This is a genomic window from Mucilaginibacter sp. SMC90 (genome assembly GCF_022811725.1).
Taxonomy (GTDB): domain Bacteria; phylum Bacteroidota; class Bacteroidia; order Sphingobacteriales; family Sphingobacteriaceae; genus Mucilaginibacter.
On the sequence record NZ_CP094527.1, the window covers coordinates 7,109,266 to 7,125,844 of the forward strand.

Below are 16,579 nucleotides of genomic sequence, written 5' to 3' on the forward strand. Positions count from 1 at the left end.
ACGCTAAGCATTTAAATACCAGCGTCTTTATCAAAAAATATATTATTAGCCCCACCCAAACCCTCCCCGAAAGAGAGGGCATTTTAAAAATTCTCAATAAAGTCTCCCCTACCCGGGGAGATTTAGAGGGGGTTTAACTATTAGTAGCAGCTTTTGCCTGGGCATCAACTACAGCAATGGTTACCATGTTTACAATTTCGCGTACCGAACTGCCTAACTGCAGTACGTGAACCGGTTTTTTCAGCCCAACCAATATTGGCCCTACAGCTTCGGCACCGCCAATTTCCTGCAAAAGTTTATAGGCTATGTTACCTGATTCCAGGTTAGGAAAAATCAGGGTATTGGCCGGTTTACCATTAAGTGTTGAAAACGGAAAGTTATCGTCAAGCAAATCGGCATTTAGCGCAAAGTTGGCCTGCATATCACCATCAACCACCATATCGGGATACTTTTCATGCAATATCGCTACTGTTTCACGTGTTTTTTCAGGAACCTCACCTTCGTTTGAACCGAAGTTGGAGTATGACAATACAGCAATTCTTGGGCTGATGTTGAATTGCTTTACAGAGCGCTCTATCAGCACCGTAATATCAACCAGGTCATTAACGCATGGGTTAACATTCACGGTGGTATCACCAAAAAATACAGGGCCCTTGGCTGTGATCATCATATACATACCAGCCACACGGTTAACGCCATCCTCGGTACCGATGATCTGCAGGGCAGGCTTCACGGTAGTAACGTAATTTTTTGTCAAGCCGGAGATCAAAGCATCGGCCCTGCCAAACTGCACCATACAAGCTCCGTAATAATTACGGTCGACCAGTAATTTTTTGGCCTCATACAGAGTAACCCCTCTGCGCTGACGTTTGTTGTATAGAAACTCGGCGTACTCATCCATATGTTCACAACCTTCGCGCGGGTCAATGATATGCACATCGCCTAAATCAAGGTCATTATCATGGATGATCTTTTTGATCCTGTCGATATTGCCCAGCAAAATAGGAGTTGCAATCCCCTCCTCCTTTACAATCTGTGCCGATCTTAAGATCTTATAATTATCGGCTTCGGCAAATACCACGCGTTTAGGGTTTTGCTTTGCTTTGGCTGTAAGGTTACGCAGCAATTTATCATTGGTACCCAGGCGTGTCCTGAGTTCCTCGGCGTAAGCATCCCAATCGGTGATCACTTTACGGGCTACCCCCGATTCAATAGCTGCTTTTGCTACCGCCATTGACACTTCGGTGATCAGCCTTTGATCCATCGGTTTAGGGATGATATAGTCTTTACCAAATTTAAGGTTGGTAAGATTATAGGCCAGGTTAACAGCTTCGGGAACTGGCTTTTTAGCCATTTCTGCTATGGCATGCGTAGCGGCTATCTTCATTTCCTCGTTAATGGCAGTGGCCCTAACGTCAAGCGCCCCGCGGAAAATATAAGGGAAACCAAGTACATTGTTCACCTGGTTAGGGAAATCAGAACGGCCAGTTGCCATAATGATATCATCGCGTGTTCCGGCGGCAAGGTCATAATCAATTTCGGGCACCGGGTTGGCCATAGCGAAAACGATAGGTTTTTTTGCCATAGTTTTCAGCATATCGGGCGTTACCACATTACCAGCTGAAAGGCCGACAAATACATCGGCATTTTTCATGGCATCGGCCAGTGTTTTGACATCGGTACGGGTGGTAGCAAACTCCATCCTGATCTCGTCAAGATCGGTACGTTGCTGGTTTAATACACCGTTGATATCAAACATCACCAGGTTCTCTTTTTTAACCCCTAATGACAGGTACATTTTTGAACAGGATACCGCGGCGGCACCGGCACCATTAACAACCATTTTTATCTTATCCAGTTTCTTCCCCTGAATTTCGCAGGCATTCATCAAAGCAGCGCCCGATATAATGGCAGTACCATGTTGATCATCATGCATAACGGGAATATTCATTTCGGCCTTTAGCCTGCGTTCAATCTCAAAACAGGTTGGGGCCGAGATATCCTCCAAGTTTACGCCGCCAAATGTTGGCTCAAGCGCCTTAACGATGTTCACAAAATCGTCTACATTTTTAGCGTTCAGCTCAAGGTCGAACACATCTATGTCCGCATAGATCTTGAACAGCAGCCCCTTGCCCTCCATTACAGGCTTGCTGGCCTCGGGACCAATATTGCCTAAACCAAGCACGGCAGTACCGTTGCTGATCACCGCTACCAGGTTGCCTTTGGCGGTATATTTATAAACATCTTCGGTATTATCGGCAATCTTTAAACATGGCTCGGCAACACCCGGAGAGTAGGCCATGGTTAAGTCGCGCTGCGAATTTGTTGGTTTGGTAGGTACAACTTGTATCTTTCCGGGACGGCCTTGCGAGTGGTAATTCAGCGCGTCCTGTTTTCGGTTAGTTTTATTCATTTTTTTCAAATTGAAGCGCCCAAAATTACAATTCTTTTTATGGAACAAACATAAAAAAGCCCCTTTTTACGATTATGTTAAAAAGAGGATAAAATATGGTTAATGTTTTGATAAGATCGATTTAAAAGAATGGATTTGGCAATGTTCTATTTTTTCTTCGTTGCCTTTTCCATATTCTTCTGCACCCTGAACTTTACAATTTTGGTAATTAGGTCAATAGGCAAAGGCTTATCCAACGGAAACTGAACCGAGCCCTTGGCCCCTTTATAGCCGGAAAGCTCTTCTTTAAACTCTTCCAAACCCTGTGGAGCAGGATAAAAACCGATGTGATTTTTGAAACCACCAAAGTGCACCAGGTTACCGTTAAGAATAAATGTTGGGATGGCGTACTTGATAGCTTCTTCAGCATCCGGCGCGGCAGCTTTTATAGTAGCACGCACGGTTTGAAGTTTCTGCTGAACCTCCTCCGGGAAAGCGGCAATGTATTCATCAATAGTTTCTTTTGGCTTCTCCATGTTGATGTTGATTGGTTGAATAAATTTACGAAGCTTTTTTGGCTTTGGAAATTTGAGGCCGCGAACTATAGCAATGACATATCGTTTTTTTTGCTCTCTTGCGCTCGTTTGCAAGTTTAAAAAACAGCTAATCTGCTTCTGCTACGGCGGCCAGAGTCCGCTCGATAGTTGTCACTCGCCAGGAGGCGAGCGGCGGCGTGAGAGTAATTTGGCGCAAACCTTTTGAATTCCCCTCTCGAGAGGGGGCGCGTGGGAACGTGTTGTAGCAGGGGTGTGTTATACAAGCGATAAGCCGCACGTAGAATAACACACCCCTCCACCTCTCTCAAGAGGGGAATCGCACATTCCTACGCTTTTGAGGAGCTTTTTACTTTAAGTTAACGACAATAGCCGGAGGCGGGCGGCGGCGGAAAAAGCTGCTATAAATTCTATTAAAAAAAATCCGAAAGCTGGGTTTCAACTTTCGGACTTGCAGACATCGGACTTTCCAATTAAAAAAGCTTAATTCTTCGAGTACGGCCCGTCATCCTGCACATTGGCAGCTACTTCGCCTACTGATACTTTCAACATAGCCCCTACCGGTGCACGGTTTGTTTTAAGATGGTTCCAAACTTTCAAATCAGATACTTCGCAGCCAAATTTATCGGCAATGGAAGCCAGCGTTTCGCCTTTTCTAACTTTATGATGCGTTGGTATATGGCGTTCAGATTTTACAGAAGGGTATTGCACAGCAGCATAAGCAGCAGGCTTGGCGGTGGCGGTTACCGGAGCATCAACACCATTTAGCACATTATACAATGCCGCATAATTATCTTTTGCAGTTTGCGGAATGATGAGCCTGCGGGGTGTTTTAGGACTGCCGTTAACTACAGCCATCCTGTACGACGGATTAAGAATGGTGATCTCTCTTACACTAACATCAAGCGCCTGGGCAACGCTGCTTAACGGCACTATCCTTTTTACCATTACGGTATCGGTGCGGATAGAGAAGTTACAGGCCTGAGCCACTATGTTATGTTTATTAAAATAATTCATTACATAATTCATGGCAATGAAAGCCGGTACATATCCACGGGTTTCTGCGGGCAGGTACTGACGGATGCTCCAGAAATCGGTTACACCGCCTGCTTTTTCCACAGCGCGTTCCACATTGCTTTTACCGCAATTGTATGAAGCAATGGCCAGCAGCCAGTCGCCAAATTCCTGGTAGGCATCTTTTAAATAAGCAGCCGCAGCATAGCTCGACTGGATAGGATCGCGGCGGTCATCAACATAGTTGTCCATGTTTAGGCCATAGGTTTTTGCTGTTGTACCCATAAACTGCCAAAGCCCGGTTGCCCCCACTCTTGATACCGCATTAGGGTCAAGCTTGGATTCAACAATCGACAGGAATTTTATTTCATCGGGGATCCCGGCTTCGCGGAAAGCCTTTTCGTAAATGGGGAAGTAATATTTGGTTAACCCAGCCACCTGCCCCATTTCCTCGCGGTTGTGCATGTACAGATCGATGTAGGCCTGTACATACTCATTGTAATCAAGCTGGATATCCTTACGGATAGAATCTAACCTGCGCTTATACACCCCACCATACGTACTTAACGGCAACGACTGGTTAAGTACCGGCAAAATAGTAGTATCGGCATTTACAGCATCAGGGTTAAACTTAGTTACTCGGTTTACCGGCGTAAATGATTTTGCCGGGTTTATTGTATTTGTTTCGGCGTGTAAAAGTTGGAGTGATAAGAGGCAAATGGTCAGCGTAAATAATCTCTTCATTTATTCAGGGATTTGATTAATTTATAATGCCCAAAGCATCAGCATTTTACTAAAATATCATTTTTATTACAGATCGAGAAAATATTTGGCAAAATCTAACAGTTGCTGCTCGCCAAAGTGCTTTGTTAATAACTGTAAACCTAACGGCAAACCATTGCTGTTATTGCCCGTAGGTATTGATATAGCCGGAACACCGGTTAGTGAGGCTTGTACGGTAAATATGTCAGAAAGATACATTACCACCGGATCTTTCTCTTCCTTGCCTAATTCAAAGGCCGGTTCGGGAGCCGATGGTACCAGTATAAAATCATACTCTTCCAATATTTCGTTAGTTTTTTCCTGGATCAGTCTGCGTACTTTTTGTGCCTTTGCATAATAAGCGTCATAATAACCGGCACTCAATACAAATGTGCCCAGCATAATGCGGCGCTTTACCTCTTTGCCAAACCCTTCAGACCGGGAACGTTTATAAGTCGACTGAAGATCGGTAGCCAGCGGACTACGGTAGCCATAATGCACACCATCGTACCTTGCCAGGTTTGACGATGCTTCGGCCATAGCCAGGATGTAGTAAGTTGGCACCAGGTAATCCAGCAATTCAAAGGCTATCGGGGTAACTGTATGCCCATCGGCACGCAGCTTATCAATATATTGTACAAGATTATCTTTTACTTCGTTATCAACACCGGGGCTTGATATGGCTTCCTGTAAATAGGCGATTTTCTTTTTACCCGGCTTTTGAAGATTAGTATATGATGCCGGGGGCGGGGCTTGCGATAGCGTGCTATCATAATCATCGGGCCCGGCAAGTACTTCAAGCAATAATGCAGCATCTTCAACAGATTTGGTAATAGGCCCTACCTGGTCAAACGACGAAGCGTAAGCAATAATGCCATGCCTTGAAATTGATCCGTAAGTTGGCTTTAACCCTACAACGCCGCAAAACGAAGCAGGCTGCCTCACTGAACCGCCTGTATCAGTACCAATAGCAGCGTGACACATACCGGCCTGCACAGCAACAGCCGAGCCACCTGATGAACCGCCTGCTACTTTAGTTTCATCAGCATGGTTTTTCACCGGGCCAAAATATGACGACTCGTTAGTAGCGCCCATGGCAAACTCATCGCAGTTACAGCGGCCTATGATCACTGCGTCTTCGGCCAGCAGGCGTTCAACTACAGTTGATGAAAAAATAGAAGTGAAACCGGTTAAAATTTTTGATGAGGCACTAACCTGGTGCCCTTTGTAGCAGATATTATCTTTAATACCTATCACCATGCCGGCTAATTTACCGGCAGTGCCATTCTTTATTTTATCGTCAACGTTTTTTGCAGCAACCAATGCTTCATCGGCAAACACTTCGTTAAAAGCGTTTAAATGAGCATTTTTTTCAATCTCAATCAAATAGCCTTTTACAAGACCTTCAACAGTAATTTCTGCACGTTGCAACCCACTCTTTATTTCGGTTAAAGAGGAATAAATATTAGCCATGGGGCTAAAATAAAAAACTTATCCGTTGAAATAAGAAATAAATCAACAGATAAGTTCATATACTAAATAAAAACGGTATTAAAACCTAATCCCTGTTAGGGTATTAAGCTTTTTTCTCTTCAGATGATGAAGATGAGCCGTCGCTGTTTTGTGCGTCTTTAAATTCCTTAACGCCTTTTCCTAAGCCTCTCATTAATTCAGGGATCTTTTTACCGCCGAATAATAAAAGTATCGCAATGATGATCAGAATAATTTCTGGTGCGCCTAATCCACCCATGATTTTAAGTTTTATGTATGATTAATATTATATTATGACTTGTATTCTTCTTCCTTTTCGGCATCCAAATGGCTACCGGTAATCGTTTTATCTAAATTGATATGACTTTGGTGTTCTGGTTCGGTTGGGGTATTTACGTGATAATCACTTATAGCGATTGTATTTGGAACAGTATTTTCAACAACCGGTTTCTCATGTTCGGTTACAGCTTCAGGAGCTTCTGAGGCTTTTTCATCTAACAGAGGGGTTTCCTCTACTTTAGGCGCAGGTTTCTTTTCTTCGTAATTGTTGATCTGATTGTTGATCTCACGTTTAACATCTTCCGAAGCGTCTTTAAAATCACGGATACCTTTACCAAGGCTCCTTGCAAGACCAGGCAACTTTTCGCCGCCAAATAGCATTAATGCTGCAAAAAGTATCAGTACCATCTCGCCCGTACCAATATTTAAAAATAACAAAACTGAACTTAACATAGCATTCTATTTAAGGATACAAATATATGGAATTAAATTTTCTTATAGTTCATAACTAATTAGTTAGGCGCCAGCCAGATTTTAGGGTTAACCGGAGTTGTTCCTTTATAAATCTCAAAGTGCGCCTCTGTCTCGCCGGTAGATGGATCGGTAGCTACCGTACCTATGGCTTGTTTAGTAGTTACTTTTTGACCACGTGCAACAGTTACCGACCGTAAATTACTGTAGGCCGTAAAATACTCGCCATGCAATATAATTACCAGGTAAGTACCGCTCACATCCCCCACTTTTACAACCGTACCGTCAAACACAGCCCTTACGGTACTGCCCTGGTTGGTACGGATATCAACACCTGTACTTTCACTCCTGATACCTTCAGGTGTAGTGTAAGTACCAAACCCCTGGGTTATTATACCGTTAGCTACCGGCCATGGCAAACCGCCGCGGTTACCCAAAAAGTCGTTAGACAATTTGGCGGCTTCAGGTGTAGCATTCAATACACTTGAAGTACTGCGGGTTGCAACCGGTTTAGCCGGGGCAGGAGTTGCTGGGGCCGGTTTATTATCGGCCTTTGCACGTGCTGCGGCCAACCTTGCAGCTTCTTCGGCCCTGCGCCTTTCTTCTTCTTCGGCCCTGCGCCTTGCTTCCTCAATCTCCCTGCGGATAGCATCATTAATAGCGCGGGTTGTTTTAACAATTTTTACCTGAAGATCTTTTTGCTGTTTCTTAAGGATACCCTCATGCTGCGACAGGTCGCTTACTACTTTTACCTGGTTATTACGCTCATTACCCAGCGTTTCTTTTTCTTTTTGCTGATCTTTTAAAAGGTTACTTTTTTCGTCCTTGGTACGGTCAAGCTCGTTGATCTTAACATGCAACTCTTTCTGCGTACCTTGTATGTAGGCGGCCTGCCGCTCGCGGTAGGTACCAAACTGTTGTAAATATTTTAAACGCTTATAGGCCTGGTTAAAGTCTTTCGACGCAAAAAGGAACATCATTTTATTATATGCACTCTGGTTGCGGTATGCAAACAGGATCATAGCTGCGTACTCCTTTTTAAGCTGATCTAACTGTGACTGTAAGCTACGTACGTTATTATTGCTCTCAGAGATTTGGTTATCCAAAAGTCTTACTTCAGAATTAATGTTCTCTATTTTTTCCTGCCTCAGGTTTATCTGTGCCTTGAGTATACTTAATTGCTTTAATGAAGCCTTCTTGTTGTTTAAAGTTTCATTGTAATCTTCATTTAATTGTTCAAGCTCTTTATTTAGCTGTGCCTTACGACGTTTCAGTTCATCACTGCTTTGAGCACGTACCGTGACGGCCGTTAATATCAATAGTAAAAAGAAAACTGCTTTTAAAAACTTCATTAAATAAATATTAATTATTTGCCAGGCTCGTATCCGTCAGGAATGCTGAACGGATAGTTTTGCTCTATTTCAAAATCGGCCTTAGTATAATGCAAATTAACTTGTATTTTTTTATCTTTTACTACAGATGCTATATCTATTTGTGATGGCAGTACCCGGTTTGTTGCCTGGATAAAGGTATTATTGGTAACCTGTAACGATTGCGCCTGGCTTTGATTATCTAAATTAGTTTGCGTAACCTTATTATCCGGACCAAGTATCAGCTTGTAAACCAGATCATTCAAAACTCCGCTCAGGGTTGTGTTCCCATCAGCATGATCAATAGTTGCCTGCTCATTAACCAGTTCGGGCACCGCGTTACCAATCAGCAACGATTCGAGCGTTTTATAGTTAACCTGCTTGCTGGCGTAAGTATATATATAGCTGAACGGCTTTTTAATATAAACGCTTTGCAGGCGGTTAATGATCATGATACTATCTGGTGTTATTACCGCCCGGGCTGCTTCAATACCCAATAACGCAGTAATAGAAACCCAGATCCTTTTATCTTTTGCAATCCTGATGTTAAGTGTAACATCATTGCTATTGTTGTTAATGCTAAGCTTGGTTTTGGCTTTACCCGCAAAAGTTGTAAAGTTTACCTGGCTTGCCCTTATGGCTGCCAGCTTGCTGACCATGTCATTCGGTTTCGCCGTCGAATCGGCCTTACGGGCAACCAACACCTGTTTACGTGCCTTACAGCTTACCAATACAAGCAGGCAGCAAGCTATAAGTAAACTATTCGCTATATTTTTTTTCATTTATCTTACGATCTAAAACAGGTGATTGTTCACCAAAGCCTTTCGCTTTTTTCCAGTTAGCTACGGCAGCATCTGTATCTCCAAGGAAAAACAATATATCGCCATAATGTTCATACTTAACCGCACTATTTTCTTTATCATGCGTCAGGGCCTTTTCCATCCACTCTTTTGCCTGGGCATATTTCTTTTGCTTAAACAAAATCCAGGCATAAGTATCTTCAAACGATGCTGTGTTAGGTTGTAACTCGTTGGAGTGTGCCGACATTGCTGCCGCCTTTTCCAATTGCTCATTCCTTAACGATAAATAATAAGCATAATTGTTTAATGTGAATGCATTATCCGGATTGTACGTAAGCGCCTTCTCATAACTCTCGTCAGAACTTTTTATGTTCTTTAACTCATGATAGCAATCGCCCAATAATGAAAAACTTAACGAAAGTAGTTCCTTATCCTGAAGTTCTAATGAAGTAGCATTTTTAACATAGCCAACCGCCTTGTTATTATCTTTTTTTTGCGCCCAGGCTACGCCTACAAGATAGTTCATCCATGCCTGGTTAGGGAATAATGACAGTGCATTTTCACCATCTTTAATAGCTGCGTCGAGATCATTATCACCCAATTCCAGCCTTACCAGTTGTTCCTGAACATTGTATACCTGTGCGTTAAGCTGGGCCGATTTTTTAAGTACAGGTTTTGCCTCTTTATATTTGGCATTCTGGATCAGCATATCGCCATAAATAGCATAGGCCCTGGCGTCATTAGGATGGGCAACAGTTAAAATACGGCTCAGTTCAAGAGCGCTGGCTTTAGCATTGGCATCCGGAAACTTAGGAAAGTATCCGGATATGATATTGATCTTTTGATCGATGCCGATATCAGGAATGGCAAAACCCTGGGTAAGCTCATTGAAACTGGCTTCGTTGTTCTTTTTGTCACGATAGATATCGGCCAGTGCAAAATGCACCATGCCGTTACGCGGATCAAGCTTTTCGGCTTGCTGCAGTATTTTGAATGCCTTATCCGTAAGTCCGTTTGAGTTATAGATCTCGCCAAGGGCCAGGTAATAACGGATCTCTGCCGGGTTAGCAGCTATCTGCTTTTCCAGCTCGGAAGCGGCCTGTTCAACTTTGCCTTGCTTTAAATAGATCTTTTGACGGTTGGCTAAAAGGTCATCACTTGGCCCGTTCAGCTTTTCAAGCTCATCATAAACCTTCAGGGCGTCATCATATCTTTTCAGGATTGTGAAAGCATTTGCCTTGTCAAAGTAATATTCAGACTTATCGGGGTTAAGCCTGATGAGCTGGTTAAAAACGTTTTCGAGTTTATCAATGGTATTCGTTTTTTCATAACTATCGGCCAACGCGCCCCAATACCATTCATTATCTTTATTGACAGTTACGGCATGCTCCAAAAGCGGCTCGGAACCGGCAAAATCATTTTGCTGGCGTTTAAGGTTGGCCAGCTCATACATGGAAGCGTCATTTGCAGGGTCGGCCTGTAAAATGCGCTCAAACATTTCGGTAGCAAGCTTATAGTTTTCAATCGTTTTTTCGCGCAGGGCCGAAAAGAAAAGCTGTTTCACTAACGCACTGTCCTGGTAGCTCATCACTTTACCTGCCGATGTAAGGGTTTTATTATCACTGCCTTTTTTACGCTGAGCCTGAGTAATCAGAGGCAAGATTTCAAGAAGCAAGAATAAAGACACAAGAATTGGGACAGAAAACACGTTAGCTTTCCAAATACTGTTCAATTCAATATTGCTTTTTTCAATCTTCATTCGTCTTGTCTCTTGACTCTAATAATCTTGATTTCACTGTTTCTTGTTTCTTGACTCTAAAGCCCTGATTCTATCACTTTCTTGACTCTAAAAGTCCTGATTCTAAACCTTCCCTGTGTGCCCGTAGCCGCCTTCGCCCCGCTGAGTTTCGTTCAGCACCTCCACCTGTTCCCAGCTAACACGCTCGTGTTTGGCAACTACCATTTGGGCTATCCTGTCGCCGGTGTTGATCTCAAAATCCTCTGACGAAAAATTGATCAGCAATACTTTGATCTCACCGCGGTAATCAGCATCAATGGTGCCGGGTGAATTAACAATACCTATACCATGCTTAAATGCAAGACCGCTTCTCGGGCGGATCTGCGCTTCAAAACCTTCGGGCAATTCGATATATAAACCTGTTGGAATGAGTTTACGCTCCATTGGTTTAAGCGATACTGCAGTTTCTATATCGGCCCGCAGGTCCATACCCGCCGCGTGTGCTGTTTCATAAGCAGGCAAGGTATTTTTTGATTTATTAATTACACGGATTATCATCGTTTAAATATAGCTTTTAACTCGTTGCGCTCAAAGTAAAGCGCGCCGGCTGCAAATAACAGTAAAAGCCCGTTACCAACAAAAATATTACGATTAAATACCGTAAACGACAGAAAAACAAACACTACCGCGACAATTATATACGCTATATTCTTTTTTAAGTTGTACGGGATAGGATAATTTTTTTGCCCCCATATGTATGATAGCACCATCATGGTTGCATAGGCCGTAAGTGAAATCCAGGCCGAAGCCATGTAGCTGTATTTAGGGATAAAAATAACATTGAGCACGATGGTAATTACCGCCCCGATACCCGATATATACAAGCCATAGCGCGTTTGATCAGACAGCTTGTACCACACCGATAAGTTCATATAAATACCCAGGCTTACATAACCTAAAAGCAAGGGTGGTATTACGCGCAACCCGGTCCAGTACAAGGCGGTTTGTTTTGCGTCTTCGCCTTTTATAAAATATTTCAGCATTTCGATATTGGCTACAATACCAACGAATATGATACAAATTGCTATCACAAAATAATTCATGATGCGGGCGTAGGTTTGCCCTGCATTTTTGTTTTTAGCCTGACTAAAGAAAAATGGTTCGGCCCCGAGCCTGAAAGCATTCACAAAAATACTCAGGAAAACGGAGATCTTGGCACAAGCCCCGTAAGTACCAACATCAAGCAGGCTGTTTTCGGGCAGCAGCTTACTAAGTAAAATTTTATCGAGATTTTCGTTTACCAGGTACGATAAATTGGCTATCAATATCGGCCAGCTATAGCTGTACATACTCGCCAGCATTTTACCATCTATACTAAAGCGAAGCTTCAACAGTTCGGGAGCAAGCAGTATAAGTGTGATAACACTTGATATCAACTCCGACACAAATACGTAACCTACCCATTTTGGCGTATACCACCGCATGATCCATTCGGAGCCTGCGTAATGGTGATTTAGCCAAAGCGGAATGATCTTTATAAAAACAAAGTTAAATGCAACAAAAATGAGTACGCTTACCAGTTTAATAATACCATATCTGCCAGGCCTGCCTTCGGCACGGATCTTAACAAAGGGAATTGCGCACCAGGCGTCGATAATCACTATTGAAAAGAAAAGATATAGATATTTCATGAAATCGGCATGCGAGGTACCGGTCAGGGCTTTAACCTCGATCCCTTTTGAGGCCATTTTTTTGGTGTTACTTGCGTCGACGAAATCGGCAAAATGGCTTGCAAACGGCAAAGAACAAAGCAGGAAAATAACAGTTACTGCAAGCACCGAGGCAAAGGCGTTGTTGTAAACCTGTTGTTTTTTATCCTCATGCTTGTTCAGGTACCTGAAAAAGGTAGTTTCCATTCCGAACGATAACAATGCATTCATCATGGAAACATAGCTGTACATAACAGTTATGATACCATATGCCCCGGTAGCGAAAGACCGCGTATAAAGCGGGGTCATTATAAAGGTGAGCACCCGGCTGGCAATGGTGCTTATACCATAAACAGCGGTTTGGCCGGCGAATTTTTTAGCGGTAGACAATGATGATATTTATTTATGGGCGCCTTTTAATAACCTCAAAATTACGATAGTTTTTCAATTCGCCCTCATGGCTTTCAACAGCATTTACTTCGGCATCCTGGGGACCTTCATTGCACCATTCAAGAAACATATCCAAAAAGGTATTATCTGCCTCGGCTTCAATATATACATCGCCATTAGGCTCATTTAGTACAAAACCGCGCACGCCAAGCTGATCGGCAACGGCTTTGGTTGCTTTGCGGAAAAAAACGCCTTGCACCTTGCCTTTAACTGTAATATTAAGATGTTTTGTCATCAGTTTTGTTGGATATGAAATATTACAAAGTTAACTTTTTTCCTGCTAAGCAACCTGCTTTACTTAACAAGCGTACTTATTATAAAACGACTATAGTTTAATTTGATTGATAAACACTAAAATCTATTTTATGAAAAAAATTATTTTTTCGGCACTGATCGTTGCTTTCACCGCCTTTTCGGCATTCGCGATTTTTAGCAACTGGAAAGTTAAAGGCGATGAAGCCCAGGTAACTTTTGAAGGCCACAGGGTAAGCGGTTCATTCAGCGGTTTAAAGGCCGATATAATATTCGACAAAGACCATCCCGAGCAAGCCAAGATTTCGGCAACTATTGATGTTACTACGGCAGCAACGGGCTTTTTCATTAAAACCAGCCACGTAAAATCGGCCCTCGGTGCTGATGATTACCCAACCATTAAATTTGAATCGACCTCGATATCAAAAAGCGGCACCGGCTATGTTGCCAATGGTAAACTAACTATGAAAGGCAAAACTAATCCCGAGGCCATCCATTTTACGTTTGATGACAAAGGCAGCGAGGGTATATTTAAAGGCGACTTTAAAGTAGCTCCACCTAAATATGGTATCGACAGGAGTGGAACTCCTCCTGAAGTTACTATTCATTTAGTTGTGCCGGTGAGTAAAGGATAATATCTACACGAATCCGTGCATAGACTATTACAATTTAATCGAATTACACGAATTTTCCTTGACATCATTCGTGTAATTCGATTAAATTCGAGAGAATTAGTGACAAACCTTTATATTAATTTCTTCACTCTGGTTTCGGGAGAGATCTTATCTACACGAATCCTTGTACAGATTGTTATAATTAAATCGAATTACACGAATGCTGCCTGAACGTTATTCGTGTAATTCGATCTGATTTGTAAAATTCGTGTCGATTATATTAACTTCTTTACTTTGGTTTCAGGAGTGATCTTAAACCCATCCAAACCACTGATAAGGTTAAGCCCGGGGGTTTTACCCACTTCAATTGTACCCTTTTCATCGTTAATGCCCAAATATTCGGCACCATTACGGGTACCCCATTCAACCAGGCGGGGCAAGCTTATTGAAGGAAACTTTTGCTGAATAGCCCGCATCTCGCTCAGTATGCATAATTTACTATTTGATGCCAGACTATCAGTACCAAGGGTAATATTAAAACCCTGATCAATGAAAAGATCTATCTTGGGCAGGCGTCCTTCAATATACAGGTTAGCATTGGGGCAAAAGCACCAGTTTATTTTCCTGTCAAACCGTTTTATAAAATAAATATCCTTCAGGTTAGTACACGTGTTATGTACCAGCAATACCTTTTGCCGGTTGGAGAGCAACGGGATGATTGATTGTACCGAGTTACGGGCCTGCGGTTTAAAGTAGGATATATCCATACCAAAATGCTCGTACAACTCTAAAAACGCACCAAGCTTATAGCGATAAAATTTATTCTCATCCTCACACTCCTGGTTATGGATACTCAGGAGGTTTTCATCGTCGGTGTCGCTATGTTTTTTGATGAGCTTAAAAAGTTCCTTTGATACCGAATAGGGAGCATGCGGGGTTACAGAACATGAACCCGGCTTAAATTCATTAAGCAAGGCAAGCGCCTTTTCAAAAACTTCGGTAGCCTTTTCGGGTAAAAAACCAAAAGTTTCAACAAAGGTATGGTAGTATAATTTGCTTTCCTTCTTCATCGCAACACTGTTATTAGTGTTGGAGATATCGCCAACGGCCACAATACCATTATCATACATTTCCTGATCGGCTTTAACAATTGCGTCAAGAACTGCCTGCTGATCGGTATTACGTAAGGATTGTACGTCTTTTATAAAACTTACCAGGCCGCCTTTGGGTTTTACTTTATCTTTTAGGTGTGAAAGTTCGGTATGGCAGTGCGTATTAACAAATCCGGGACAAATAATACCGCTTACCTGCTGTACATTTCCTCCCGGGTGCTTATTACTATCGGCAACAGCGATGATCTTCCCCTGATCATCAACAGTGACTATACCATTTTTAATCGGATCGGCATAAACTGGAAAAACGTAATCGGCTCTAAAACTTTTCATTAAAATTTAAACTTGGTATCGTAACACATAACGTTTTTCAAAACAAACTATCCTGCAAAATAAGTACAATTAACTTTTAGTTATTGTTTTTTATTCAGCCAAAAAGAATGACTTTAAAAAAAGATAGATTTTTTTAAATTTAAGTACTTTTGCACTGTGAACAATACAAAAGATAAAATTGACATCCGCAGCCTGAGTCTGAATGCTTTACAGGAGCATTTTATCCGCATGGATGAAAAAGGCTTCAGGGCAAAACAGGTTTATGAATGGCTTTGGAAAAAATCTTGCTTTTCTTTCAACGAGATGAGCAATATTTCAAAAGAACTCCGTGCTAAACTGGATGCAAATTTTGTAATTAATAATGTAAAAATTAATTCTTCACAGGTTAGTGCTGATAAAACTATAAAAAATTCTTTTATTTTACACGATAACCATTTAATTGAGGGTGTTTTAATCCCTACTCCCGGCCGTATGACGGCCTGTGTATCATCGCAGGTGGGTTGCAGCCTTACCTGTAAATTTTGCGCTACAGGTTATATGGAACGCAAAAGGAACCTCAACCCCGACGAAATTTACGATCAGGTAGTTTTAATTGATCAGCAAGCCCGCGAAAACTATAATCAGCCTTTATCAAATATTGTTTACATGGGCATGGGCGAACCATTGCTTAACTATGCCAATATGATGAAGTCTATAGAGCGCATTACTTCTGAAGATGGGCTTAATATGGCTGCTAAACGGATTACCGTATCAACTGCCGGCATTGCTAAAATGATCAAAAAACTGGGCGACGACCAGGTAAAATTTAACCTGGCCCTTTCCCTCCATGCTGCAAACGATGAAAAGCGTAATACCATTATGCCTATTAATGAGCAAAATTCATTAAAGGCATTGGCCGAAGCTTTGAAATATTACTATGCCAAAACCAAAAACCCGGTTACCTACGAGTACATCATTTTTGATGGTGTAAACGATGGCATCCAGGATGCGATAGAACTGGCCAAGTTTTGCAAACACCTGCCCTGCAAGGTTAACATCATTGAATATAACCCCATTGCCTTTGCCAGCTACATCAACGCCGGCGAAGATAAGGTTGAGGCATTTGCAGACTACCTTACCAAACAAGGCATCAACACACACCTGCGCCGCAGCCGCGGTAAAGATATTGATGCCGCCTGCGGACAGCTCGCCATCAAGGAAAAAGATAAACTGGCCGAAGTTTAAAAAATCCGTATTAA

General features: G+C 42.3%; 15 protein-coding genes. 2 read left to right on the forward strand and 13 right to left on the reverse strand.

Annotation, left to right across the window (positions count from 1 at the left end; translation table 11 throughout):
• Positions 1–133 precede the first annotated feature (133 nt).
• The 12 genes from MTO98_RS29610 to MTO98_RS29665 form a co-directional block, all read right to left on the reverse strand.
• Positions 134–2,413 (reverse strand): NADP-dependent malic enzyme, encoded by a 2,280-nt coding sequence (locus MTO98_RS29610; RefSeq protein WP_243482653.1) that lies wholly within the window; start codon positions 2,411–2,413, stop codon positions 134–136.
• Between the two features lie 146 nt (positions 2,414–2,559).
• The gene (locus tag MTO98_RS29615; RefSeq protein WP_243482654.1) at positions 2,560–2,928 is read right to left on the reverse strand and encodes an iron chaperone; all 369 of its coding nucleotides are present in this window, start codon (positions 2,926–2,928) and stop codon (positions 2,560–2,562) included.
• Positions 2,929–3,429: 501 nt separating this feature from the next.
• Positions 3,430–4,704 (reverse strand): lytic transglycosylase domain-containing protein, encoded by a 1,275-nt coding sequence (locus tag MTO98_RS29620; protein WP_243482656.1) that lies wholly within the window; start codon positions 4,702–4,704, stop codon positions 3,430–3,432.
• Positions 4,705–4,770: 66 nt separating this feature from the next.
• Positions 4,771–6,195 carry an Asp-tRNA(Asn)/Glu-tRNA(Gln) amidotransferase subunit GatA gene (gatA, locus tag MTO98_RS29625; RefSeq protein WP_243482658.1) on the reverse strand — a complete coding sequence of 475 codons (1,425 nt, stop codon included), beginning with the start codon at positions 6,193–6,195 and terminating at the stop codon, positions 4,771–4,773.
• A 103-nt stretch (positions 6,196–6,298) separates the two neighbouring features.
• The gene (locus tag MTO98_RS29630) at positions 6,299–6,472 is read right to left on the reverse strand and encodes a twin-arginine translocase TatA/TatE family subunit (protein WP_175490113.1); all 174 of its coding nucleotides are present in this window, start codon (positions 6,470–6,472) and stop codon (positions 6,299–6,301) included.
• A 32-nt stretch (positions 6,473–6,504) separates the two neighbouring features.
• Complete coding sequence (locus MTO98_RS29635; protein ID WP_243482660.1) at positions 6,505–6,945, reverse strand: twin-arginine translocase TatA/TatE family subunit; 441 nt, start codon at positions 6,943–6,945, stop codon at positions 6,505–6,507.
• Between the two features lie 59 nt (positions 6,946–7,004).
• On the reverse strand, positions 7,005–8,315 hold the full coding sequence (locus MTO98_RS29640; protein WP_243482662.1) for a murein hydrolase activator EnvC: 1,311 nt from the start codon (positions 8,313–8,315) through the stop codon (positions 7,005–7,007).
• A 14-nt stretch (positions 8,316–8,329) separates the two neighbouring features.
• Positions 8,330–9,115, reverse strand: coding sequence for a DUF4292 domain-containing protein (locus tag MTO98_RS29645; protein WP_243482664.1), 786 nt, complete (start codon positions 9,113–9,115; stop codon positions 8,330–8,332).
• A complete protein-coding gene (locus tag MTO98_RS29650; protein ID WP_243482666.1) occupies positions 9,093–10,793 on the reverse strand; it encodes a tetratricopeptide repeat protein in 1,701 nt (566 codons plus the stop codon). The genes MTO98_RS29645 and MTO98_RS29650 overlap by 23 nt, the downstream gene beginning before the upstream one ends.
• Positions 10,794–10,994: 201 nt before the next feature.
• A complete protein-coding gene (dut, locus tag MTO98_RS29655; protein ID WP_243482668.1) occupies positions 10,995–11,429 on the reverse strand; it encodes a dUTP diphosphatase in 435 nt (144 codons plus the stop codon).
• Positions 11,426–12,970 carry a lipopolysaccharide biosynthesis protein gene (locus MTO98_RS29660; protein WP_243482671.1) on the reverse strand — a complete coding sequence of 515 codons (1,545 nt, stop codon included), beginning with the start codon at positions 12,968–12,970 and terminating at the stop codon, positions 11,426–11,428. Before MTO98_RS29660 ends, dut begins: the two co-directional genes overlap by 4 nt.
• Positions 12,971–12,983: 13 nt before the next feature.
• Entirely contained in the window at positions 12,984–13,265 is a 282-nt protein-coding gene (locus MTO98_RS29665) for an acylphosphatase (protein WP_243482673.1), read from the reverse strand.
• 130 nt (positions 13,266–13,395) lie between these two features.
• Here MTO98_RS29665 and MTO98_RS29670 point away from each other — a divergent pair, with 130 nt between their 5' ends.
• Positions 13,396–13,917, forward strand: coding sequence for a YceI family protein (locus MTO98_RS29670; protein ID WP_243482675.1), 522 nt, complete (start codon positions 13,396–13,398; stop codon positions 13,915–13,917).
• Positions 13,918–14,171: 254 nt separating this feature from the next.
• Here MTO98_RS29670 and MTO98_RS29675 read toward each other — a convergent pair whose 3' ends face one another.
• Positions 14,172–15,341, reverse strand: coding sequence for an amidohydrolase family protein (locus MTO98_RS29675; RefSeq protein WP_243482679.1), 1,170 nt, complete (start codon positions 15,339–15,341; stop codon positions 14,172–14,174).
• Between the two features lie 156 nt (positions 15,342–15,497).
• On the opposite strand from MTO98_RS29675, the gene rlmN reads away from it, so the two are divergent.
• Positions 15,498–16,565 carry a 23S rRNA (adenine(2503)-C(2))-methyltransferase RlmN gene (gene rlmN / locus MTO98_RS29680; RefSeq protein ID WP_091219047.1) on the forward strand — a complete coding sequence of 356 codons (1,068 nt, stop codon included), beginning with the start codon at positions 15,498–15,500 and terminating at the stop codon, positions 16,563–16,565.
• Positions 16,566–16,579: the final 14 nt, after the last annotated feature.

Bases quoted from the DNA above. Each gene is read 5' to 3' on its own strand.
- MTO98_RS29610 (WP_243482653.1), bottom strand. From the start codon at position 2,413: ATGAATAAAACTAACCGAAAACAGGACGCGCTGAATTACCACTCGCAA.
- MTO98_RS29615 (WP_243482654.1), bottom strand. From the start codon at position 2,928: ATGGAGAAGCCAAAAGAAACTATTGATGAATACATTGCCGCTTTCCCG.
- MTO98_RS29620 (WP_243482656.1), bottom strand. From the start codon at position 4,704: ATGAAGAGATTATTTACGCTGACCATTTGCCTCTTATCACTCCAACTT.
- gatA (WP_243482658.1), bottom strand. From the start codon at position 6,195: ATGGCTAATATTTATTCCTCTTTAACCGAAATAAAGAGTGGGTTGCAA.
- MTO98_RS29630 (WP_175490113.1), bottom strand. From the start codon at position 6,472: ATGGGTGGATTAGGCGCACCAGAAATTATTCTGATCATCATTGCGATA.
- MTO98_RS29635 (WP_243482660.1), bottom strand. From the start codon at position 6,945: ATGTTAAGTTCAGTTTTGTTATTTTTAAATATTGGTACGGGCGAGATG.
- MTO98_RS29640 (WP_243482662.1), bottom strand. From the start codon at position 8,315: ATGAAGTTTTTAAAAGCAGTTTTCTTTTTACTATTGATATTAACGGCC.
- MTO98_RS29645 (WP_243482664.1), bottom strand. From the start codon at position 9,115: ATGAAAAAAAATATAGCGAATAGTTTACTTATAGCTTGCTGCCTGCTT.
- dut (WP_243482668.1), bottom strand. From the start codon at position 11,429: ATGATAATCCGTGTAATTAATAAATCAAAAAATACCTTGCCTGCTTAT.
- MTO98_RS29665 (WP_243482673.1), bottom strand. From the start codon at position 13,265: ATGACAAAACATCTTAATATTACAGTTAAAGGCAAGGTGCAAGGCGTT.
- MTO98_RS29670 (WP_243482675.1), top strand. From the start codon at position 13,396: ATGAAAAAAATTATTTTTTCGGCACTGATCGTTGCTTTCACCGCCTTT.
- MTO98_RS29675 (WP_243482679.1), bottom strand. From the start codon at position 15,341: ATGAAAAGTTTTAGAGCCGATTACGTTTTTCCAGTTTATGCCGATCCG.